Source organism: Robertmurraya sp. DFI.2.37, from assembly GCF_029211245.1.
Lineage (GTDB): Bacteria > Bacillota > Bacilli > Bacillales > Cytobacillaceae > Robertmurraya > Robertmurraya methanolica_A.
Map to the genome: position 1 here is coordinate 75,179 of NZ_JARGEJ010000013.1, position 21,551 is coordinate 96,729.

General features: G+C 38.5%; 18 protein-coding genes. 14 read left to right on the forward strand and 4 right to left on the reverse strand.

Features of this window, described 5'->3' with window-relative positions:
* Nucleotides 1-82 precede the first annotated feature (82 nt).
* The 3 genes from PZE06_RS09570 (at nucleotide 83) to PZE06_RS09580 (ending at nucleotide 3,203) form a co-directional block, all read left to right on the forward strand.
* Complete coding sequence (locus tag PZE06_RS09570) at nucleotides 83-1,246, forward strand: iron-containing alcohol dehydrogenase (RefSeq protein ID WP_150915465.1); 1,164 nt, start codon at nucleotides 83-85, stop codon at nucleotides 1,244-1,246.
* A gap of 130 nt (nucleotides 1,247-1,376) precedes the next feature.
* Nucleotides 1,377-2,723 (forward strand): glucose-6-phosphate isomerase, encoded by a 1,347-nt coding sequence (locus tag PZE06_RS09575; RefSeq protein ID WP_150915466.1) that lies wholly within the window; start codon nucleotides 1,377-1,379, stop codon nucleotides 2,721-2,723.
* Between the two features lie 81 nt (nucleotides 2,724-2,804).
* The gene (locus tag PZE06_RS09580) at nucleotides 2,805-3,203 is read left to right on the forward strand and encodes a YugN-like family protein (protein WP_150915467.1); all 399 of its coding nucleotides are present in this window, start codon (nucleotides 2,805-2,807) and stop codon (nucleotides 3,201-3,203) included.
* 4 nt (nucleotides 3,204-3,207) lie between these two features.
* On the opposite strand, the gene PZE06_RS09585 is transcribed toward PZE06_RS09580, so the two are convergent.
* Together PZE06_RS09585 and PZE06_RS09590 are read right to left on the reverse strand one after the other, a co-directional pair.
* Nucleotides 3,208-4,200, reverse strand: a complete 993-nt coding sequence (locus tag PZE06_RS09585) for a potassium channel family protein (protein ID WP_150915468.1) — start codon at nucleotides 4,198-4,200, stop codon at nucleotides 3,208-3,210.
* 117 nt (nucleotides 4,201-4,317) lie between these two features.
* The gene (locus PZE06_RS09590; RefSeq protein ID WP_150915469.1) at nucleotides 4,318-4,851 is read right to left on the reverse strand and encodes a YceI family protein; all 534 of its coding nucleotides are present in this window, start codon (nucleotides 4,849-4,851) and stop codon (nucleotides 4,318-4,320) included.
* 188 nt (nucleotides 4,852-5,039) lie between these two features.
* On the opposite strand from PZE06_RS09590, the gene PZE06_RS09595 reads away from it, so the two are divergent.
* A complete protein-coding gene (locus tag PZE06_RS09595; RefSeq protein ID WP_150915470.1) occupies nucleotides 5,040-5,291 on the forward strand; it encodes a sporulation protein in 252 nt (83 codons plus the stop codon).
* A gap of 551 nt (nucleotides 5,292-5,842) precedes the next feature.
* Here the strand turns inward: PZE06_RS09595 and PZE06_RS09600 are convergent.
* A complete protein-coding gene (locus PZE06_RS09600) occupies nucleotides 5,843-6,610 on the reverse strand; it encodes a TraR/DksA C4-type zinc finger protein (RefSeq protein WP_150915471.1) in 768 nt (255 codons plus the stop codon).
* Nucleotides 6,611-7,304: 694 nt separating this feature from the next.
* Here PZE06_RS09600 and PZE06_RS09605 point away from each other — a divergent pair.
* The 5 genes from PZE06_RS09605 to opp4C all read left to right on the forward strand — a co-directional run bounded on the left by PZE06_RS09605 (nucleotide 7,305) and on the right by opp4C (nucleotide 13,193).
* A complete protein-coding gene (locus PZE06_RS09605; RefSeq protein WP_150915472.1) occupies nucleotides 7,305-8,276 on the forward strand; it encodes an ABC transporter ATP-binding protein in 972 nt (323 codons plus the stop codon).
* A 12-nt stretch (nucleotides 8,277-8,288) separates the two neighbouring features.
* Nucleotides 8,289-9,296: an ABC transporter ATP-binding protein gene (locus tag PZE06_RS09610; RefSeq protein WP_150915473.1), complete on the forward strand. Its 1,008-nt coding sequence runs from the start codon at nucleotides 8,289-8,291 to the stop codon at nucleotides 9,294-9,296.
* Nucleotides 9,297-9,380: 84 nt separating this feature from the next.
* Nucleotides 9,381-11,153 (forward strand): peptide-binding protein, encoded by a 1,773-nt coding sequence (locus PZE06_RS09615; protein WP_150915474.1) that lies wholly within the window; start codon nucleotides 9,381-9,383, stop codon nucleotides 11,151-11,153.
* Nucleotides 11,154-11,299: 146 nt separating this feature from the next.
* Nucleotides 11,300-12,262: an ABC transporter permease gene (locus tag PZE06_RS09620; RefSeq protein ID WP_150915475.1), complete on the forward strand. Its 963-nt coding sequence runs from the start codon at nucleotides 11,300-11,302 to the stop codon at nucleotides 12,260-12,262.
* Between the two features lie 10 nt (nucleotides 12,263-12,272).
* Nucleotides 12,273-13,193, forward strand: coding sequence for an oligopeptide ABC transporter permease (opp4C, locus tag PZE06_RS09625; protein WP_150915476.1), 921 nt, complete (start codon nucleotides 12,273-12,275; stop codon nucleotides 13,191-13,193).
* Nucleotides 13,194-13,273: 80 nt separating this feature from the next.
* Here opp4C and PZE06_RS09630 read toward each other — a convergent pair whose 3' ends face one another.
* Nucleotides 13,274-13,483, reverse strand: a complete 210-nt coding sequence (locus tag PZE06_RS09630) for a methionine aminopeptidase (protein ID WP_150915477.1) — start codon at nucleotides 13,481-13,483, stop codon at nucleotides 13,274-13,276.
* A 606-nt stretch (nucleotides 13,484-14,089) separates the two neighbouring features.
* Between PZE06_RS09630 and PZE06_RS09635 the strand changes: the two genes are divergently transcribed.
* From PZE06_RS09635 to PZE06_RS09655, 5 genes are all read left to right on the forward strand, one after another.
* Nucleotides 14,090-14,779, forward strand: coding sequence for a FadR/GntR family transcriptional regulator (locus PZE06_RS09635; protein WP_150915478.1), 690 nt, complete (start codon nucleotides 14,090-14,092; stop codon nucleotides 14,777-14,779).
* 23 nt (nucleotides 14,780-14,802) lie between these two features.
* A complete protein-coding gene (locus PZE06_RS09640; protein ID WP_150915479.1) occupies nucleotides 14,803-16,119 on the forward strand; it encodes an FAD-binding oxidoreductase in 1,317 nt (438 codons plus the stop codon).
* 1 nt (nucleotide 16,120) lies between these two features.
* Complete coding sequence (locus PZE06_RS09645) at nucleotides 16,121-17,503, forward strand: (Fe-S)-binding protein (RefSeq protein WP_150915480.1); 1,383 nt, start codon at nucleotides 16,121-16,123, stop codon at nucleotides 17,501-17,503.
* The gene (locus PZE06_RS09650) at nucleotides 17,475-18,935 is read left to right on the forward strand and encodes an FAD-binding oxidoreductase (RefSeq protein ID WP_150915481.1); all 1,461 of its coding nucleotides are present in this window, start codon (nucleotides 17,475-17,477) and stop codon (nucleotides 18,933-18,935) included. Before PZE06_RS09645 ends, PZE06_RS09650 begins: the two co-directional genes overlap by 29 nt.
* A 189-nt stretch (nucleotides 18,936-19,124) precedes the next feature.
* A complete protein-coding gene (locus tag PZE06_RS09655) occupies nucleotides 19,125-21,305 on the forward strand; it encodes a malate synthase G (RefSeq protein WP_150915482.1) in 2,181 nt (726 codons plus the stop codon).
* The last annotated feature ends 246 nt before the right edge of the window (nucleotides 21,306-21,551 follow it).

Consider the following 21,551-nt stretch of genomic DNA (forward strand, 5'->3'; position numbering starts at 1 on the left):
CTCCTTGAATTTTAAACATAAATTTTTGCATTACCTACTAAGATGGAAGATAATATTAGTGATAACGAAAGGAGACATGAACATGCAAAATTTCACATATTGGAACCCAACAAAGCTTATATTTGGTCAAGGTCAACTTGTACAGTTGAAAGAGGAAGTTCCAAAATACGGTAGAAAAGTGTTGCTTGTTTATGGAGGTGGCAGCATTAAAAAAAGCGGACTTTACACACAAGTTATCAACTTACTTCAAGAGATTAAAGCAGATATTTTTGAGCTTTCTGGAGTTGAACCGAATCCGCGCATCTCTACAGTTAGAAAAGGGGTGGATGTTTGTAAATCAGAAGGAATTGACTTTATTTTAGCTGTTGGTGGAGGAAGTGTAATTGATTGTACGAAGGCGATAGCTGCTGGTGCGAAATACAATGGTGATCCGTGGGAGCTGGTGACGAAGAAGGCTGTTGCTCATGAAGCTCTACCATTTGGAACAGTTTTAACACTTGCAGCAACTGGTTCAGAAATGAATTCAGGTTCTGTGATTACAAATTGGGAGACGAAGGAGAAATATGGCTGGGGTAGCGCAGTTACTTTTCCGGTATTTTCAATTTTAGATCCGGTTCATACGTATACCGTTCCAAAGGAGCAAACGATATATGGAATCGTTGACATGATGTCTCATGTATTTGAACATTATTTCCATCTACAAGAAAACACGTTATTGCAGGATAGAATGTGCGAATCTTTATTGATTACTGTAATGGAGACGGCTCCACAGCTTTTAGCTGATCTTGAAAATTATGATTTGCGCGCAACGATTTTATATAATGGAACAATGGCCTTGAATGGCATGCTGTCAATGGGCTATCAAGGAGATTGGGCAACGCATAATATTGAGCATGCAGTTTCAGCTGTTTATGATATTCCTCATGGGGGAGGACTTGCGATCCTTTTCCCAAATTGGATGAAGCATAATTTAAAGGTAAAGCCAGAACGCTTTAAGCAGCTTGCTGTTCGCGTATTCGGAGTAGATCCAGAAGGGAAGAGTGCTGAAGAAGCTGGTCTAGAAGGTATTGAGAAGCTGCGTCAGTTCTGGAATAGCATTGGGGCTCCTTCTCGATTAGCTGATTATGATATTGATGACAGCAAACTAGAATTAATGGCGGACAAGGCGATGATCAATGGTGAATTTGGTCGCTTTAAGAAGCTCAATCGCGATGATGTTTTAGCCATTTACCGCGCTTCATTATAAAAGCTTTCTATATAATAAGGAAGAAAAGTGAAAAAAATGCTCAAAATGAAGTGTTTTTCTCACCATTTCTTGATAACGGCGCGCGCTTTCGTTAAAGTATATATGAATATGTATAAGATGGAGGACAACTATGGCACAAGTTCGTTTTGATTATTCCAAGGCATTAAGTTTTTTTGGAGAACATGAAATTACATACTTAAGAGATCTAGTAAAGGTGGCTCACCATTCTTTGCATGAAAAAACAGGAGCAGGTCATGATTTCTTAGGTTGGATTGATCTTCCTGTTGATTATGATAAGGAAGAATTTGCCCGCATTAAAAAATCTGCTGCTAAAATTAAGGCAGATTCAGATGTTTTACTTGTTATTGGGATTGGAGGTTCTTATTTAGGGGCAAGAGCGGCAATCGATATGCTCAAGCACAGTTTTTATAATGTCCTTGAAAAAGAAAAGCGTCAAACACCGCAAATTATTTTTGTCGGCAATAACATCAGCTCTACTTATATGAGAGATGTTATGGATTTATTAGATGGAAAAGATTTTTCGATAAATGTCATTTCAAAATCTGGAACAACGACAGAGCCTGCGATTGCATTTCGTATTTTCCGTAAATTGCTTGAAGAAAAATATGGAATTGATGAAGCAAGAAAACGTATTTATGCAACAACTGATAAAGCGCGTGGAGCCTTAAAGACTCTCGCAACGGAAGAAGGCTATGAATCCTTTGTTATTCCAGATGATGTGGGGGGACGCTATTCAGTTCTAACTGCGGTCGGCTTACTTCCAATTGCAGTAAGTGGAGCCGATATTGATGCAATGATGAAAGGTGCTGCAGATGCACGTGAAGAATATAGTTCATCTGAGCTTGAAAGCAATCAAGCGTATCAATATGCGGCAGTGCGTAATCTCCTTTATAACAAAGGAAAAACGATTGAGATGCTGATCAATTATGAGCCTTCACTACAATATTTTTCAGAATGGTGGAAGCAATTGTTCGGAGAGAGCGAAGGGAAAGATCAAAAAGGTATTTTCCCATCCTCTGCTAATTTCTCAACAGATTTACATTCACTAGGCCAATACGTTCAAGAAGGTCGACGTGATCTGTTTGAAACGATTATCAAAGTTGAAGAGCCTCGTCATGAGCTTACGATTGAGGAAGCGGAAAGCGATTTAGATGGACTCAACTATCTTGCCGGAAAAACAGTTGATTTTGTAAATAATAAAGCATTCGAAGGTACATTGCTTGCCCATACTGACGGTGGCGTACCAAATTTAACGGTAACGATTCCAAAGCTTGACGAGTATACATTCGGATACCTAGCTTACTTTTTTGAGAAAGCATGTGCCATGAGCGGCTATTTATTAGGGGTGAACCCTTTTGATCAACCTGGTGTTGAGGCCTATAAAGTAAATATGTTTGCTCTATTAGGTAAACCTGGCTTCGAAGAAAAGAAAGCAGAGCTTGAAAAAAGATTATAGATGATAAAAAGGAAAAAATTAACGATTTAAACGAAATCCCCTTGGAGAAACTAAGAAAAAGTTTCGAAGGGGGATTTTTTTATGATCGAGATGCCTTCGAGTATAGAAGGAAAAGAATACGATCTAGACGATTTGGAACGGTTGCTTAAGCCAATCGGTTATTCGATAGGAGGGAACTGGGATTACGATCATGGCTTTTTTGATTATAAGATGGATGATAAGGAAGGCTATCAGTTTTTACGAGTACCGTTTCAAGTTATTGAAGGACAGTTAGATTCTTCCGTTTGTACAGTTAAATTAGGTAGGCCTTTTTTACTTTCTCATCAATATGAAGGCGGTATAGATGAAAAAGCTGAGGTCGGAAATATAACCGCCTCCATTAATCAGTTTCAATCTCCAGAAAATAAGGATGCTCCTTTTCCGAGACAGTTCGTTGAAACGGGTCAAATTCTCGTTTCTGAGCTCGAGAGCATTCTTTAACATGTCAAGTTGCTGAAATTACTAAGAGAATATCACTTTCTTTAAGGATAAAAGGATGGGGAGGATTAATAAATGTGTCTCCTCCTCTTTTAATCCCGAACAACAGAGATCCATCCTTGAGCAGCTCTTCGCTTGTTTCAATGAAATTTTTTCCGATAAAAGCCGTTGGCGATTGAAAAACAAAACGACTGCCGTTGAATTGTTCAAGCAACATCATGAGCGCATCGACTTTCTCACTGGAATGAAGGCAGTTTGTCATGACAGTGCTCGTGATTAAATTGGTTTTGATCAATTCATCAGCCCCCGCACGAAGCGCGTTTGCTGCTTGTTCGGAGGTTAATATTTCAGCTACTGTGTAGACCGTTGGATTCAGACCTTTTATGGCTAATAAGGTTAAAATCGTATCCATGTCTGCTTGAAGTTCATCTTTATTTTGGTCTGCTGTAATGAGAACCTTTTTCGTATCGTATATATTTGCTTTTATGAGGATTTGATCACTAGTGGCCCTACCTTTAATAAAATGAACATGGTAATCAGAAAATGGATTGGATTGAAGTGTTTGGTCGATTAAAACAATTAAACCGCTATTTCCGCTATGTAAAAGTTTTTCAATGATTACTCTTGAACGCTCATTCCAACCGATAATAATTTTATGATCTTTTCCTTTAAACATTAATTTCCCCTCAATATAATCATTTTGTCGTTTAACAGTAGAAGATGCTAAAGAAACAAAGTAGGAAGAAACAAAGCCAACCCCCAATAATATTAGTAATATTCCGATCGTTTTTCCTAAAATTGTTTTCGGAACAAAATCTCCATAGCCTACTGTTGAGGCAGTAATGATTGCCCACCAAATACCATTAAATAGTGATGTAAACGTTTCTGGTTCGATTAAATAAGCGAGTAGACCGAATGTGAAAAGCATTACAACGGCAATGAAAAGCAGGCGCAAAAAAAATGGCATTCTAATAAATTGCGAAAAAAAATGATGCGGCATTAATTTCATCACCCCGAAGATTTTGTTATTCTTTTATAGTCTGACCATTTCTTTTCAACGATAAACAAACAGAAAAAAACTGCAGAGCGCTGAAACGCTCTACAGTTTTGATTGCTTTTATTCACCTTTTGCCGCTTGCAGGTCTAATGAAATTTTGATCTTATCTCCTACAAGAACACCGCCGGTTTCAAGTGCAGCGTTCCATGTAAGCCCAAATTCACTACGATTAATACTGCCTTCTACAGCAAAACCAACCTTTTCATTTCCCCATGGATCTTTACCAGTTCCTCCGTAAGTGACTGTAAATGTTTGTGGCTTTGTTGTTTCTTTAATCGTTAAGTCGCCAGTTACATCATATTCACCATCACCTGTCTTTGTAATCGATGTAGCCTTGAAAGCCATTTTTGGAAAGTTTTCTACGTCGAAGAAATCTGCTGAGCGAAGATGTGCATCACGATCATTATTGCGTGTATCAACACTCGCGGTATCGATTGTAAACTCGATAGAGGCAGTTGTTAAGTCAGTTGGATCAGCCTCGATTGAAGCATCGAATTCATTAAAAGAACCTTTTACGTTTGCAAACATCATATGTTTTACTGAAAAGTCTACACTGCTATGTGCTGTGTCTAATGCCCATTTTGTTTTTGTCATTGGTAAATCTCTCCCTTTTTGTATTATCTCAAATCAATTTATCTCAAATTCAAGATGTTTTAACTTAAGATAAATTATATAAGTGAACAACATGATTGTCAATAATAAGAAATAAAAAAACCGATGATTTCATCAGAGAAGGTGCATTCTAATTAGAGAAGACAGATTACGAAAGGAATGATGCGTGTATGAACCAACCGCTTGGCTATTTAAAGGAAATCCTATCAAATTACACAGATCGCTCTGATCTTTGTAAAGAAATATACGTTCTAATAAGACAATATGATTTTACATCGGAAGAATCCTTTGTGCGGGAACTTACAAGCGAGCAAATTGACTATTTAAATAAAATTTTGCCAGATGAAATAAATCACGCGAGAGAAGTAGACGATTCAGAAAGAGTTGAGCAATTAAATGAAATATTTGAACTGCTCTATTAATGGAGAGCTGGAGAATTGAGCGTAATAAAGAGTATTTATTAGGATGCCCCCTTTAGGGGCGTTTGGCATTTTAGCAGATGGATCTATCTACCTTGACCACGAAAAAACTCCCTGAAGCTAAAACACCGACCGAATTGGTGTTGGTTGATTCGCTCAATATTGTATGGTTTATGAAAATGGTGAGTTGTGTAGATTTTTATTTGGTCTTTTTGCCAGTTATATTTTGCTTAATCTGTGCAAATAGGTGCTAGATTTGGCCACTCAACAAGAGTATCATGGTTTAATGTCCGAATAGAGGAAACATACGGACATCTAAAGGAGCAGCATCGGCTTATTGTCCGAATACAGCTTCTATTCGAATACACTAACAATGTACGGTCCGAATAGTCATAGCTATAGGCATTTTCCGCTGAACTTCCCCTGTAGATTTACCTATTTTTTAAACAGAAATAAATGATAAAATGCAAGTAAAGTTGTCTATGCTTCTTGCTTTTTTTGAAATTTTTCATGTGGCTCCAAAGGAAAGATTTAAGCTTAAAAACGGGACAATGTTATTTGTCCCGTTCTTCTCTATCCTCAACATAGGGTTCATGTTCATATGCGGGCAAATCTCCGAATGTTGTCATGATTCCTTCTTCGTCGAGTACTTCTTCGTAACGCTCATGTTGTGAGTTTGGATAAACAGTGATATTTTTACCTTCTATATCATTGCCAACAAAGTTTTCATAGTCCTCAACATAGCCGATGTTTTCTTCAGATTCAACATAAACATCATTATAATGATCTTCCACTTTGACAAAATCGGATGGTGTTTCGGAAGTTCCCCAGCTTTGCACCTCTTGCCACGCATCTTCAGCATCAAAAGCGACGGTTTCATCTTGTTCATCCATGTCAAACTTTCCAAATGGCGGCATTAAAACACCTTCTTCAATGGGGCGCTCATGGGAAGTAATTTGGTCGGGTGTATGCTCGATGCAATAGGTGGTGGTTGGTAATGCTTCTAAGCGCTGGAGGGCAATTTCCTTTCCGCAAATTTCACACTTGCCATATGTACCATGTTCGATCGCTTCAAGTGCCTTCGAAATGTTGCTTAATTCATTTCGGTAATGCTCACTAAGGGCGATATCTTTTTCTCGTTCGTATAGTTCAGTGCCTTCATCGGCAGGATGATTATCGTAACTAGAAAGTTCACCAACCGATTCATGATAATGTCCATCGCGTAAATTAAGATGATCGTTTGTTTCGTATCTATCCTCGAGATCCTTCTTTTGCCTTTCCAACTGTGATTTAAATGTTAAAAGCTGTTCGTTTGATAGCATTTATTAGCAATCCTTTCAATAGCAGATCTATTTTCATCTTAGTATGATTCAATTCCTTCATGTTCATGCAAAAGATAAAGCAAGCGAATAAAAATACAATAATAATGATAGCAGTGTCCATCTTATAAAAAAGGGAATTTGTAAGATCATCTGACAAGGAAAAACAGTGGTTCGAAAAAAAGTTTACAGAAAAAAGAAATGAATTTTTATAAAAAATGTTGAATAATTAATTATTGTGCAATCTGTAATGAGGAATAAAGGTAAAAGCAAAAGTTATTAGAAATCAAGCAAATAAAATGGAGATTATATGTAAATTAACCATTTTTCGTATTTTTTGTTATTGTAAAAAAACATTTAAAATGTTGTGAAGATTAATTATTCCGAAAAGTGAAATAATAAAAATTCCTTCGTTGTCCGAAATTTAATCGAAAATTACAATTACTTTCATTTTTCCCTATATTGCAAAAATTTAAACGTGATAGTATACTTTTGCTAATCATTGCTATTTAGTTATTCTTTTTCCCTCTTTTTGAGGTGAAATTAGTGCAAAAGTCTTGTAGTTAGAGAGAGGAATCTAAAGATAAAGAATGATTGTACTTGCTTTTGTTCTCTCTGAATGACATAGGGAAGGTTTAATCGATACAAAAAATCCAAAGCTAAATAACCGAGAAGATATTAAGTTGAGGTGCAGTTGATGACAGAAAAAACGTTATTGGATGTTAAAGGGCTAAAGACTTATTTTTATTTAGAAGGAAAAAAAGTTGCAAAAGCAGTAGATGGAGTTCATTTTTCTGTAAAACCAGGTGAGACTGTTGCCCTTGTTGGTGAATCGGGGAGTGGTAAGAGTATAACTTCTCTCTCCATTATGAAATTAATTGGAAAGCCAGGGAAAATAGAAGAGGGACAAATTTTATTTAATGGTAAAGATTTAGTGAAGTTTTCGGATAAACAAATGACGCAGGTTCGTGGTAGGGAGATTGGGATGATCTTTCAAGAGCCAATGACTGCGTTAAACCCCGTCTTTACAATTGGCAATCAAATAACGGAAACGCTTATAAGACATAAGAAGGTGTCAAAAGCAGAGGCAGAAAAAAAGGCGATTGACTTGTTGAAGCTTGTCGGATTTCCTCGAGCGGAAGAAACAATGAAGGAATATCCACATCAGCTTTCTGGAGGAATGAGGCAACGGGCGATGATCGCAATTGCGATCTCATGTGATCCTAAACTTTTGATTGCTGACGAGCCAACAACTGCTCTTGATGTAACGATACAAGCGCAAATTCTCGACATTATGGATGAGATGAAGAAGAAATTTAATATGGCCGTATTGCTTATTACTCATGATCTAGGGGTTGTTGCTGAGTATGCGGAAAGGGTCATGGTCATGTACGGAGGTCAAATCGTTGAGCAAACTACGGTGGAAAATCTTTTCTTAAACCCAAAGCATCCATATACAAATGGCTTGCTTGAAAGTTTGCCAAGCCTAGAAAAAGAGGTTGATAGATTAGGTGCGATTAAAGGAATGGTACCTGCTGCACATGAGTTTCCGGCTGGCTGCAGATTTTCTGATCGTTGCCCACATGTGATGGATAAGTGTAAAGCGGCAAATCCTGAACTAGTAACTGTTGAGCCGGGTCATAATGTCCGATGCTATCTGTATGAATAAGGGGGCTAACTAGTGTCAGTAATAGAAAAGGAACTAAAGATAGAGACGGAAAATGATTTTATAGTAGAAGCAAAAAATTTAAAAAAGTACTTTCCGATTAAGGGTGGGGTTCTAAAAAGGACAGTTGGACATGTCAAAGCAGTCGATGATATTTCTTTAAGTATTATACGAGGCGAAACCTTAGGGGTTGTCGGAGAATCGGGATCAGGAAAATCGACACTAGGTCGTGTTATTCTTCGTTTGATGGAACCAACCGAAGGTCAAATTTTGTTTGAAAATGAAGACATTTCTCGATTGTCGAACCGGCAGTTACGTCCGTTTAGAAAGGATATGCAAATTGTATTTCAGGATCCGTTTGCGTCTCTTAATCCAAAGATGAATGTTCAAGAACTAATTGAGGAACCGCTTTTAGTGCAAACATCTTTAGATAAGCACGAGAGAAGAGAAAAGGCGATTAGTCTTTTAGAGAAAGTAGGATTGAGACCTGACTCTCGTTTAAAGTATCCCCATGAGTTTTCCGGAGGTCAAAGGCAAAGAATTAGTATTGCTAGAGCGCTGGCATTAAATCCAAAGTTTATTATATGTGATGAACCAGTTTCAGCTTTAGACGTGTCGATTCAAGCTCAAGTATTAAACTTAATGGCTGATCTACAAGATGAGTTTAATTTAACTTATTTATTTATTGCCCATGATTTAAGTGTAGTTAAACATATTAGTGATCGGGTAGCGGTTATGTATCTTGGGAGAATAGCAGAAATAGCACCGAAGAAAAATCTCTATGATACTCCCTTACATCCATATACAGAGGCTTTATTATCAGCGGTTCCTTCGACGGACGTGCTCAATAAGCGTGAAAAAATTATTTTGAAAGGTGATCTTCCAAGTCCTTCTAATCCTCCATCTGGTTGCGCATTTAGAACGCGATGTCCTAAGGCACATGAAAGATGTGCTCTTGAGCGGCCAGAGCTAATTAATGTAAGCGAAGGACACTATGTTGCTTGTCACTTGTATGAGCAGTAGTTTTAACAGCTTTTTCCATATAAGGAGGTGGTGTGCCCTAGGATTAAGCAAGTCTGTTGATTTTCCAAAATTTAAAAGGGGTGAATGAATTTGAAGTTTAAAAGAAGTTGGTTAATTTTACTTAGCTTTGTTCTCATGCTAGGTATTCTTGCTGCTTGTTCAGGAGGCAGTGATAATACTTCTACTGAGGGTGAGGAAGGAGACAAAGAACAAACAGAAGCAGGTCCTCAAATGGGTGGAACAGTTTACGGTGCGATGGATACAGCGCCATCAGGAAGCTTCAATCCGATTTTTTATGAAGAAGCTTATGAGGCAAACATTCTTGATTTTGTATTTGAAGGGTTAGTTACGCAAAATGACTCGTTAGAATTTATTCCAAATCTCGCAAAAGAGTGGGAATATAATGAGGATCATTCTGAAATTACTTTTAAATTAGAAGAAAACGTAAAGTGGCATGATGGTGAACCGTTTACAGCACATGATGTCGTCTTTACTTATAAAGCGATGTCTGATCCTGCTTATATTGAAGCAGGTGGAGTACGTGCATCTGAATATGCTTCAAGATTAGTAGGGTATACAGAATATAGCGAAGGTCAAACAGATGAATTCCAAGGGGTAGTAGCAGAGGATGATCATACAGTAACATTTAAATTTGCTGAGCCAAATGTTATTGCTCTTTCAGATGCCAGCTTCCCAATTATTCCTGAACATATTTTCAAGGATATCCCAGTCGCAGACATGCCTTCAGCACCAGAATCTCGTCAGCCAGGAAAAGTAATTGGGACTGGTCCATTTAAATTCACGGAAATGGTACAAGGAGAGCAATACGTATTAGAAAAAAATGCTGATTATTGGCAAGGTGAACCATATCTTGACAGCGTTGTCTGGAAGGTTGTCGACCAGGCGGTTATTCTTGGTTTATTGGAAAATGGGGAAATTGATTTCGTTGCGGAACCAAATGGCTTCCAACCAGCAGATTATGAAGCAGTTGAAGCTATGGCGAATGTAGAAATTATTGAACAACCAGACTTTGGTTATCAACTTATGGGAATAATGCATAATCATCGTGCTGCTGGAGATATGACATTAGATCCAAGCAAATGGACTGTAAATGAAAACTTAAAGGATCAAAGAGTGCGCCAAGCGATTGCTTACGCTATTGATCGTCAAGCGATTATTGATGGATTGCTTTATGGAAGAGGAATTGTTCAAAACTCTCCAATTGCAACACAATTCTGGGCTTACGACGATCAAAATCCACCAGCATATGAATATGATCCAGATAAAGCAAATGAACTTTTAGATGAGGCTGGATATGTTGACGTAGATGGAGATGGTTTCCGTGAAGATCCGAATGGGGAAAAATGGGGCTTAAATCTCAACTACCCGTTAGGAAACCAAATTCGTGAGCGCTCTGCTCCAATTATCGAAGAGTTTCTTGAAGAAGTTGGCATAAACATTGACCTTCGCCAGCCGAAGGAAGCGGCCGCTTATTTCGAAGATCTTGAGAAAAATTCACAAGATTGGGATTTATACTTAGTTGGTTGGTCACTAAGCAGTGGCGATCCAAGCCCTGAAGGATTATGGGGTTCAAAAGACTTTTATAACTACTCCCGTTGGAATAATCCAGAAGCAGACAAATTGTTAGCAGAGGCAGTTAAACCACCTGAAGCGTTTGAGCAAGAGTATCGTAAAGAGATTTACAGTAAATGGCAAGTGGAATTTGGGGAAGATTTACCTGCGTTAATTTTATATGCTCAAAATAGCCTTTGGGCACATAACTCACGCATGGAAGGAATTGACGTCTTACCATATCGTTTCCACAATAATCCACATCTATGGTATGTAACGGAGTAAAAAAGTTTTACCAGAAATATGGAAAAGAGCGTTCGGTATGACGCCACGCTCTTTTCTATTTGTGGAAATGGCTGAATGGTTCAACAAAAATTCAGTTGACACTTGTAAAAAGGATGTAAAAACAGCTCTAGAATGGAGGGGGTACATTGTTTCAGTATATCATCAGACGAATCCTTGTTTTCATCCCAATGCTCTTTGTTTTAACAGTCATTGTATTTGCGCTCATGCAAGCAGCTCCTGGTGATGCCTTTACAGGAAAGATTGATCCAACTGTCGATCCAGAGGTGTATGAAAAGCGAAGAGAAGCACTAGGTTTGAATGATCCAATCCATATTCAATATTGGAATTGGGTAAAGGGAGCTGTGCGTGGAGATTTTGGTGATTCGCTGATTTATAAGGGCAGGGCGGTATCAGATTTGATCGCAGAGCGATTTAGTAATACTGTGAATTTAGGGGTTATGACCTTAATTATTACCATTGTAGTGTCGATCCCGATTGGCATTTATTCAGCACGACATCCTTATACGCCTTTAGATTATGGAGCAACAGCTTTTGGCTTTTTTGGACTAGCTACACCGAACTTCTTCTTTGGATTAGTGGCTATTTACATTTTTTCGATTAAGCTCGGATGGCTTCCGGCCCATGGAACTGTTTCAAAACCAGGAATAGAGGGATTTGAGTTGTTTTTTGATAAAATAAAGCATCTCATTTTGCCGAGTATTACATTGGGCTTAGCTGGTACAGCTTCATATATGCGCTATATGCGCTCGGAGGTTCTTGATGTCTTAGGTAGCGACTATATCCGCACAGCGCGAGCAAAAGGGATGACGGAAAATACGGTTCTTTATAAGCATACATTACGCAATGCACTGATACCAATTATTACATTGCTTGGTTTTGAAGTGGGAGTTTTATTGGGTGGTGCAGTCATTACAGAAAGTGTTTTCCAATTTCCTGGACTTGGGACCTTATTTATTACTTCTATAGGAAATCGTGATTATCCTGTGATCATGGCTATCAATTTAATGCTTGGTTTCTTTGTCTTACTTGGCAATTTATTAGCCGACATTTTCTATAGTATTGTTGACCCAAGAATCCGCTACGATTGAGGTGAAATCAATGGAACTTAAACCACAGGAAACGACAAGCACAGGCCCGGAATTGAATAAGAACAAAGTGGAAAAAGGCATGAGTCCTCATCAAATTGCCCTTAAACGTTTCATGAAAAATAAGATAGCTGTGGCAAGTGTTGTGATTCTGCTCATTATTGTTATTGCTGTACTTTGTGCACCGCTTATCACAGATCATAATCCAACTAAATCGAACTTGACCATGATTGAACGTCCACCAAGTGCTGAACACCCATTAGGCAATGATAGCTCGGGTCGAGATAATTTAGCTCGCTTATTATATGGAGGTCGCATTTCTTTAATCGTTGGCTTTAGTGCCATGATTTTTACATTAGTCATTGGCGTAACGCTCGGTTCTATTGCAGGATATTATGGCGGAAAAGTAGATGCGATCATTATGCGTGCTACTGATTTAATGCTTATGCTACCTTTCCTAGTTTTATGTCTTACAGTTGTTGCTATTCTTGAAAAGGTAACGGTTGGAATATTTGTTATGATCATCGCCTTCACCTCATGGCCAAACTTAACAAGGATTATACGGGGAACGTTTTTAACGCTAAGAGAACAGGAATTTATACTTGGTGCCAAGGCAATTGGTGTTAGTGATATTAGAATTATATTTAAGCATTTTATTCCAAACGCAATTGGTCCAATAGTGGTAAATGCAACGTTAATGATGGCAACATATATTATTGTTGAGTCTGCACTTAGCTTTATCGGGTTTGGAATTCCGCAGCCGACACCTAGTTGGGGGAATATGATATCGGAAGCGCAGAGTATTAGGATTTTGAGAAACAGTCCAGAAGCATGGATTCCTCCGGGACTTGCTATACTTACGACCGTACTTTGCATAAATTTTATTGGAGACGGACTTCGCGATGCTTTTGATCCGAAAAGTAATAGACGTTGATAAAAATAACCTACTGACTAAAAAATCAGTAGGTTAAATTTATATTTTGAAGCTAGTAGTTGGGAGCAACGTAGATGGTATTAAACGAGATTAGACCATTCAGAATATAAGCCGCTTCCGTTGCAGCCAGGGCAATCGTATGGATTGCTTAAATAAACAAACTCATTTGCAGGATAGATTAAGAAGCCTCTGCCATAACATTCAGGGCATTTGTTTTCATCCTTCATTTTTGCGACGTGTTTTTCATAACGAGAATTTTTCCACTCATTAAATGCTTCAAGCAGCCCCATTGTTTATCACCTCAATTCTTTCATTTTTCTCCTATAAAGAAGGTGCTGAACGGATAAAAAGCTATTATTTTGAGAACTTTTCTTTTCGTGCAAGCCACTAAGTTAACTAGCTTCAGAATCTCGTATTTCGAAGTCAACCTTTAGGCGATTTACATCTGTGCGTAAATGTCATCGAAAACAAACTTTTTCAGTTTGTAAAGCGGATTATTTTTTGAATTAGCGGTGGGAACGCTTCATTTTGCAATTTCAAACACCATATTGATAAAATAAGCTAGAAGTTTGTTTAATATCGCTTATGTTTTGTTATTTTGGTAAATTTTATACAAAAAATATCTTTAATTTTTTTGTAATCGGTTAGAGAGAACGGGGCGGTTGTTGAGCCACTAATTAATAGGTTATGATGATGTTATATACAATTGTACTATAACAGAAGTCGTATTTTTATTTATTATATGAAAAAAAAGAGTAATCGGCACTATTTTTTGATTTTTTTATAAATTCTAAAAAGTATTGATTATTGAATGGTACCGTGATTTAATAGGAACAGATGAACATATCTGATATGTGATGTCTGAAAAGAGCAAAGGAGGAGAGGAGGATATTAACATGAATGTTGAGAAAATTTCCATTAAAAAGGTTTCAGAATCTGTTGTAGAACAAATTGAAGAAATGATTGTAAACGGTTCCATTCGTTCTGGAGAGAAGCTTCCTTCTGTCAGGGAATTATGTGAGATGTTTGGGGTAGGGAGATCGGCGATTCGTGACGCGATTATTACATTGAAAGGAAAGGGGATTGTTGATGTAAAGCAAGGGGAAGGAACGTATATTTGCCATTTTGATTCTAAAAAATTGTTTAACTTGTCTTTAATCGCTCCAGAATCAAACGATGTGCAGGAGCTGTTTCAAGTGCGTAAGCTGCTGGAGCCAGGAATTGCAGAAATGGCGGCACTGTATCGAACAAAACAGCAAATCGCCGAACTAGAGAAATTCTTTGAGCAAACATCTTCATCAGGCTGGGAAGAGGACTATCAATTCCATATGACGATCGCAAAGGCATCTGCAAATCAAATTATCTATCAATTTATGCAATTTATATCTACCACTACGAAAAGGCATATGATTGACTTCCATCATTTTATACAACAAAACGACCTCATTAATGAAAGAATCACCCGACAGCATAAGGAGATTTTTAAAGCTGTAAACAATTCTGCCCCTCATGAAGCAAAAGAAAAAATGACTGAACATTTAGAATATGTAGAAAAAATAATGAAAAACAGTTTATGGAAAGAATAAGTTCGGAGAAGGAGAGGGATGATTTGATTACTTCGGATCTACTAAATGACCTCCAAATCATTGTAAGTGATGAAAGGGTTGTGAAAGGTCAAAATGGGGATGATTTTTTAGGAAATAGCGGAAGGATCGTTGTTAAGCCTGAGTCAGAAGAAGAAATAACAAAAATCTTACAATACGCGAATGCCCATAATCGGAAAATTTCGATCGCCGCCGGGGGAACAAAGCGTGGTTTTGGAGGCATTACAGAGGCAGAAGATATTGAACTTTCACTTGAAAATTTTAAAGGAATTATGGAGCACACAGTTGGAGATATGACGTTAACGGTCAAATCTGGAACTCCTTTTAAAGAGCTTCAAGCCTATTTAGCGCAGTATAATCAAAAAATTTCTTTAGATCCTTTTTACCCAGAGCGCGCAACAATTGGTGGTATTATTGCTGCAAATGACAGTGGTCCGAAACGCTTAGGTTACGGTTCAGCAAGGGATGCAGTAATCGGATTACGAATTGCTTATCCGAATGGCTCGGTGATTCGCACGGGGGGAAAGGTAGTCAAAAATGTGGCAGGCTATGATATGAATAAACTTTTTATTGGCTCTATGGGGACGATCGGTGTGATAACAGAGGTAACATTAAAACTGCGTCCACTTCCGCAATATGAAAGCGTTATCTTACTTGCGTTTCCAGATGGTCATCATGAGTGGATGAAAAGTTTTGCAGTTGAACTTCTTGATTCAATGATGGAGCCGGTTGCTCTTGAATTATTAAGTCCAACCTTGTCTGAAAACCTTACAGGATGTAGATATTATACAGTTGCTATTAGTTTTGAGGATGTAGAAGCATCCGTTCATTATCAAGAGGAATTTGTAAAAAAATTAAGTTCGTCTTTTGCCAATATCAGTATATTGGAAAAGGAAAAAGCTTGTCAGTTTTGGGAGCATTTTTACAATATTGACCATAAAGAGAGCGAAAAAAATGAGACGAAAGCAACACTAAAGATCGCTGTCATCAATTTAGATGTGATTCGTGTTATTAAGGAATGTGAATATTTAAGTGATATCCATAACTTGAAAATCGAAGGGCATGGAGGATTTGGTCACGGTTTGTGTCATGTTCATTTATCTGGAGCGGTAGAGGATGTAAAAACAGCGATTACGCAATTACGGAAGCTAGCTACTGAATTAAATGGTTATGCTGTTTTGAAATATTTACCGTTAAAACTACGCCAGGAAATCAATGTATGGGGAGAAGAACCTTCCTATTTCTCTTTGTTAAAAGGCATTAAAGAAAAAATAGATCCTAAAAAGATATTGAATCCGGGCCGGTTTGTAGGAGGGATATAAATTGAGTTTAAGAGAAAATGAACTGAAAGGTGAGCCGCCTTGTCATACGAATTCTTTAAGTAATTATTTATGGAGTGATCCACCAGATGAACATAAATGGGCTGATTGTGTCCATTGTGGCTTATGCTTAGAAGCATGCCCAACCTATGAACAAACTGGTCAGGAACAGCATTCGCCACGAGGCCGAGTCCATTTAATTAAATCAGTGGCAGAAGGAAAATTAGTGGTTGATGATGACTTTGCGGACCCTGTATTCGTTTGTTTAGATTGTCGTGCTTGTACAACAGCCTGCCCAGCTGATGTGGACGTAGGGGGCTTAATTGAAGAAGCTAGGGGACAGGTGCGTCAAGCAATGCCTTTAAAAGGATGGAAAGGAATGACAAGCAAATTTTTATTAGAAGGACTGTTTCCTCACCAAAGTCGTCTCCACTCGTTGGGTAGTTTACTTGCATTTTATCAGAAGAGCGGGTTGCAAAAGGTTGTTCGAAAAACAGGTTTAATTAATATGATGCCGAAGCATCTAGTAGAAATGGAAGCAATTATGCCAGCGATTGGTATACCTGTACAAAAGAAATATAAGGAGCAAAAGGTCATTAAGGCTAAAGGAGAGACGAAACGAGAAGTGGCGATGCTGACGGGCTGTATAATGGATATCATGTTTAGTGATATTAATCAATCGACGATTAACGTGCTTACGAAAAATGGCAACGATGTGAGCATTCCTAAAAATCAAACTTGCTGTGGGGCTCTTCATGTCCATGCAGGGGACCGTGAGATGGGGAGAAAGTTAGCAAAGCAAAATATAGAAGCTTTTAAAGATGCGGAGAAGGTGATTACGAATGCGGCGGGTTGTGGATGTATGCTGAAAGAATATCCTGAACTGTTTCGGGAAGAACCAGAATGGCATGAAAAAGCAGAAGAATTTGCACAAAAAGTAGAGGATATTTCAAAATATTTATACGATACAGGGTATGAAAAGCCGAAGGTGGAATTGAATACGCGTATTACCTATCATGATGCGTGTCATTTAGCCCATGGTCAAGGTGTTCGTGAACAACCGAGGGATTTGTTAATCAATATTCCAGGGGTAGAAATGGTTCATATGCCGAATGCTGATCGTTGTTGTGGAAGTGCAGGAGTCTATAATATTACCAATCCTGAAATGGCAGGAGCTGTACTTGAAAGCAAAATGAAAAATGTTCCTGAGGATGTTGAAATGATATCGATGGGCAATCCTGGTTGCATGCTACAAATGGCTGTTGGTGTTGAAAAGTATGGAAGAAATCAAAAAATTGTTCATACAGTTCAACTACTTGATTGGGCTTATCAAAAAGAAGAGAATGAGAGGGGAAATAATGGCGAAAAAGGGTTTGCAAACGACTGACAAGGATATTATAAATCTTGCAAAAATAGTCGGTGAAAAAGAGATTTTATTTAAAAAAGCCGATCTGCTTGCTTATGATTGTGATGGATTCACGATTCATAAGCATCTTCCAAAGGCAGTTGTTTTTCCAAATAGCACAAAAGAAGTGGCTGAAGTGGTCAAATATTGCGATTTGAATCAGTTGCCTTTTCTAGCCCGTGGTGCAGGGACAGGTTTAAGTGGAGGAGCAATACCGTTAAATGGAGAAGTCATCATTAGTTTAGTTAAAATGAAGCGGCTGTTAAGCGTGGACTTGGAAAATAGGCGTGCCGTGGTCGAACCTGGCTTTGTTAACCTTAAATTAACGAATTCGATAGCTGATAAAGGCTATTACTATGCACCAGATCCCTCTAGCCAATATGCTTGTACGATTGGTGGTAATGTTGCGGAAAATGCTGGCGGAGCTCATTGTTTAAAGTATGGCGTGACAACGAACCATATTTTGGGATTAGAGGTTGTCTTGCCGAGCGGAGAAATTATTGATATTAGTACAAATGGTGTTCTTGATCTTCCCGGTTATGATCTATTGGGGCTTTTGACCGGTTCAGAAGGGACGTTAGGAATTGTCACAAAAATTACGGTTCGAATTTTGAAAAATCCAGAAGCAAAGCAAACGGTTCTTGCTTATTTTGACAAGGTGGAAGACGGGAGTCAAGCAGTATCTGATATTATTTCTTCAGGGATTGTCCCTGCTGCTCTTGAAATGATGGATAAGACTGCAATTGAAGGAGTGGAGGCAGCAGCGTTTCCTGTTGGTCATCCGAAGGATATAGAAGCTTTATTATTAATTGAAGTAGATGGGATTTCAGTCGGAATTACCGAGCAGATTAAGCAAATTCTTGAGGTTTGTAAGAAACGTAATGTGCGGGAGGTAAAGGTGGCTCAAAGTGAAGAAGAACGGGGGAGATGGTGGGCAAATCGTAAAACAGGATTTGGTGCGATGGGAGCCATCTCTCCTGATTATCTTGTTCAGGATGGGGTTATCCCACGGAGTCGATTACCAGAGGTTCTTGCGAGAATTAACAAAATAAGTGAAGAAAGCGGACTAAGAATTGCTAATATTTTTCATGCTGGTGATGGGAATTTACACCCGCTCGTCCTCTTTGATGCAAGAAAGTCTGGAGAAATAGAGAAGGCATTAGCTGCAGGAAGTGAGTGCTTACGAGTTTGTGCGGATGTTGGTGGTACAATTACGGGAGAACATGGTGTCGGAATCGAAAAAAGAGAAGAAATGCGCTTTGTGTTCACGGAGCGAGAAATTGCAGCACAGACCGATATTCGTGATGTCTTCAATCCTAAAAACTTGTTGAATGCCGGTAAATTGTTTCCGTCTCCCGGACGCTGTGTAGAGGTAAAAAAAGAAATGAAGAATGCTAGAGAAACCTTTGTCTAATTGTAAGGGCAGACTTATGGACATTAAAACTGAAAGTAAGGTCGTTATAATGCAAAAATGAACCACATCTCGAGTAAAGAGATAAAATATTTAGAAAATTATTGAAAGATGTTTTTCCCCGTGATATTATTTTTTTAGAGATAATATGAAACGATGTTTCGTAATAACAAACAGATAGGAGGATAATAAATGTCTGATTATGTAAAAATTAGAAATTTAAAGGTATCACAGGTTCTTGCTAATTTCATTAATAAGGAAGCGCTACCAGAAAGTCAGGTTGAGGAGGGAGCTTTTTGGGAAGGCTTCGAAAAACTGATTATTGATTTAGCGCCAAGGAATAAAGAATTACTAGCTAAACGTGAGGAAATTCAAGAAAAAATCCATGCTTGGCATAAAGAAAATCAAGAGTTTAAGTTTGAACAATACAAAAGCTTTTTAGAGGAAATCGGTTATTTAGAAAAAGAGGTCGAAGACTACAAAGTAACAACCAATCATGTAGATGATGAGGTTGCGTTGCAGCCTGGCCCACAATTAGTTGTTCCTGTTGATAATGCCCGATATGCCTTAAATGCTGCAAATGCACGGTGGGGAAGTTTATATGACGCTCTTTATGGAACCGATGTTATTAGTGAGGAAGGCGGTGCTGAGCGCAGTGGGGGTTACAACCCGATTAGGGGAGAAAAGGTGATTCGCTTTGCGAGAAATTTCCTCGATAAGGCAGCGCCTCTTTCTAATGCTTTGCATGAGGAGGCTGTGAAATATGCTGTAGTTGATGGTAAGCTGGCTGTAGCGTTAGAGGATGGAAGGGTGACTGGATTAGTAGACCAGTCAAAGCTTATCGGTTATCAAGGAAGTGCTGAAGCACCGTCTGCTATTCTTTTAAAAAATAATCGGCTTCATTTTGAAATCCAGATCGATCCTCATTCTCCGATCGGCAAGTCTGATAAAGCTGGGGTTAAAGATGTGCTTATGGAAGCAGCTTTAACGACGATAATGGACTGTGAGGACTCAGTGGCAGCGGTCGATGCAGAAGATAAGACGCATGTTTATCGCAATTGGCTTGGTTTAATGCGAGGCGATTTAACCGCTACGTTCAAAAAAGGTGAAAAAATGATCACTCGTTCTTTGAATCCAGACCGTTTCTATACTTCTCCAAGTGGTGATGAAATTACTTTAAATGGCCGCTCCATTATGTTTACAAGGAATGTTGGCCATCTTATGACGACAAATGCCATTTTGGGGCCAAATGATGAAGAGATCCCAGAAGGTATAATGGATACGGTTATTACAAGTTTAATAGGAAAGCATACGTTATTAGGCAATGGGAAATATCAGAATAGTGCTAAAGGTTCCATCTATATCGTCAAGCCTAAAATGCATGGATCAGATGAAGTGGCATTTGCCAATGAACTTTTTGATCGAGTTGAGGATTTGCTTGAACTTAAGCGAAATACGTTAAAAATTGGGGTTATGGATGAGGAAAGAAGGACTTCTATTAATTTAAAGAATGCAATTAGTAAAGTTAAAGAACGGATTGTCTTCATCAATACAGGATTTCTTGATCGAACCGGAGACGAAATGCATACCTCTATGGAAGCGGGTGCCATGATTCGTAAAAATGATATGAAGTCAACGGCATGGCTTCAAGGCTATGAAAATTCTAACGTAAATGTCGGATTATCAGTAGGTTTTCAAGGCCATGCCCAAATTGGGAAAGGAATGTGGGCAATCCCTGATCTGATGGCAGAGATGATTAAGCAAAAAGTTGCTCATCCTAAATCGGGTGCAAATACAGCGTGGGTTCCATCTCCAACGGCGGCAACTCTGCATGCCCTTCATTATCATGAAGTTGATGTTATAGCTGTTCAAAATGAGCTTTTAAAAGAGAAAGCGGTGGATTATCGCGATAATATTTTACAAATTCCAGTAGTTGAAAATCCAACATGGACACTAGAAGAAATTCAACAAGAGCTTGATAATAATGCACAAGGAATTTTAGGTTATGTCGTCCGTTGGGTTGAGCAAGGAGTTGGATGTTCAAAGGTTCCCGATATTAATAATATTGGCTTGATGGAAGACCGTGCTACACTGCGAATCTCGAGTCAACATATGGCGAACTGGCTCCATCATGGGATCGTAACAGAAGAGCAGGTTTTAGAGACGCTGAAGCGTATGGCCAAAGTTGTTGATGAACAAAACGCTGGAGATGCGAACTACCGTCCAATGTCCGCTAACTATGATGATTCAGTCGCCTTCCAAGCAGCATGCGATTTGGTTTTTAAGGGGTATGAACAGCCAAGTGGCTATACGGAGCCTATTTTACATCGCCGTCGTGCAGAATTTAAGGCGAAAATAAGAGTTGGAAGTTAAGTAATTGACATAAAAGGGGGCATTCATCATTGAAAGGAATGCCTCTTTTTCTTAGGTAAAGAAGCCCTTTGTTTAAAATGGATGTAAAGGATGAAGAATTAAAGCACACAGCATTTTTTTGACAAATGAGAATCATCCGCCTGCACAAAATGTGAGCAAAAAGTTCGGCAGCCATATTTTTTAATCTTAAGCTTTGCAATATGTTGATGTTGATTTGGATTCATTTTCTCAACCCATGAATGAAAG

Excerpts from the sequence above, each read along its gene's own strand:
- PZE06_RS09570 (WP_150915465.1), top strand. The coding sequence starts at position 83 with ATGCAAAATTTCACATATTGGAACCCAACAAAGCTTATATTTGGTCAA.
- PZE06_RS09575 (WP_150915466.1), top strand. The coding sequence starts at position 1,377 with ATGGCACAAGTTCGTTTTGATTATTCCAAGGCATTAAGTTTTTTTGGA.
- PZE06_RS09580 (WP_150915467.1), top strand. The coding sequence starts at position 2,805 with ATGATCGAGATGCCTTCGAGTATAGAAGGAAAAGAATACGATCTAGAC.
- PZE06_RS09585 (WP_150915468.1), bottom strand. The coding sequence starts at position 4,200 with ATGCCGCATCATTTTTTTTCGCAATTTATTAGAATGCCATTTTTTTTG.
- PZE06_RS09590 (WP_150915469.1), bottom strand. The coding sequence starts at position 4,851 with ATGACAAAAACAAAATGGGCATTAGACACAGCACATAGCAGTGTAGAC.
- PZE06_RS09595 (WP_150915470.1), top strand. The coding sequence starts at position 5,040 with ATGAACCAACCGCTTGGCTATTTAAAGGAAATCCTATCAAATTACACA.
- PZE06_RS09600 (WP_150915471.1), bottom strand. The coding sequence starts at position 6,610 with ATGCTATCAAACGAACAGCTTTTAACATTTAAATCACAGTTGGAAAGG.
- PZE06_RS09605 (WP_150915472.1), top strand. The coding sequence starts at position 7,305 with ATGACAGAAAAAACGTTATTGGATGTTAAAGGGCTAAAGACTTATTTT.
- PZE06_RS09615 (WP_150915474.1), top strand. The coding sequence starts at position 9,381 with ATGAATTTGAAGTTTAAAAGAAGTTGGTTAATTTTACTTAGCTTTGTT.
- opp4C (WP_150915476.1), top strand. The coding sequence starts at position 12,273 with ATGGAACTTAAACCACAGGAAACGACAAGCACAGGCCCGGAATTGAAT.
- PZE06_RS09630 (WP_150915477.1), bottom strand. The coding sequence starts at position 13,483 with ATGGGGCTGCTTGAAGCATTTAATGAGTGGAAAAATTCTCGTTATGAA.
- PZE06_RS09635 (WP_150915478.1), top strand. The coding sequence starts at position 14,090 with ATGAATGTTGAGAAAATTTCCATTAAAAAGGTTTCAGAATCTGTTGTA.
- PZE06_RS09650 (WP_150915481.1), top strand. The coding sequence starts at position 17,475 with ATGGCGAAAAAGGGTTTGCAAACGACTGACAAGGATATTATAAATCTT.
- PZE06_RS09655 (WP_150915482.1), top strand. The coding sequence starts at position 19,125 with ATGTCTGATTATGTAAAAATTAGAAATTTAAAGGTATCACAGGTTCTT.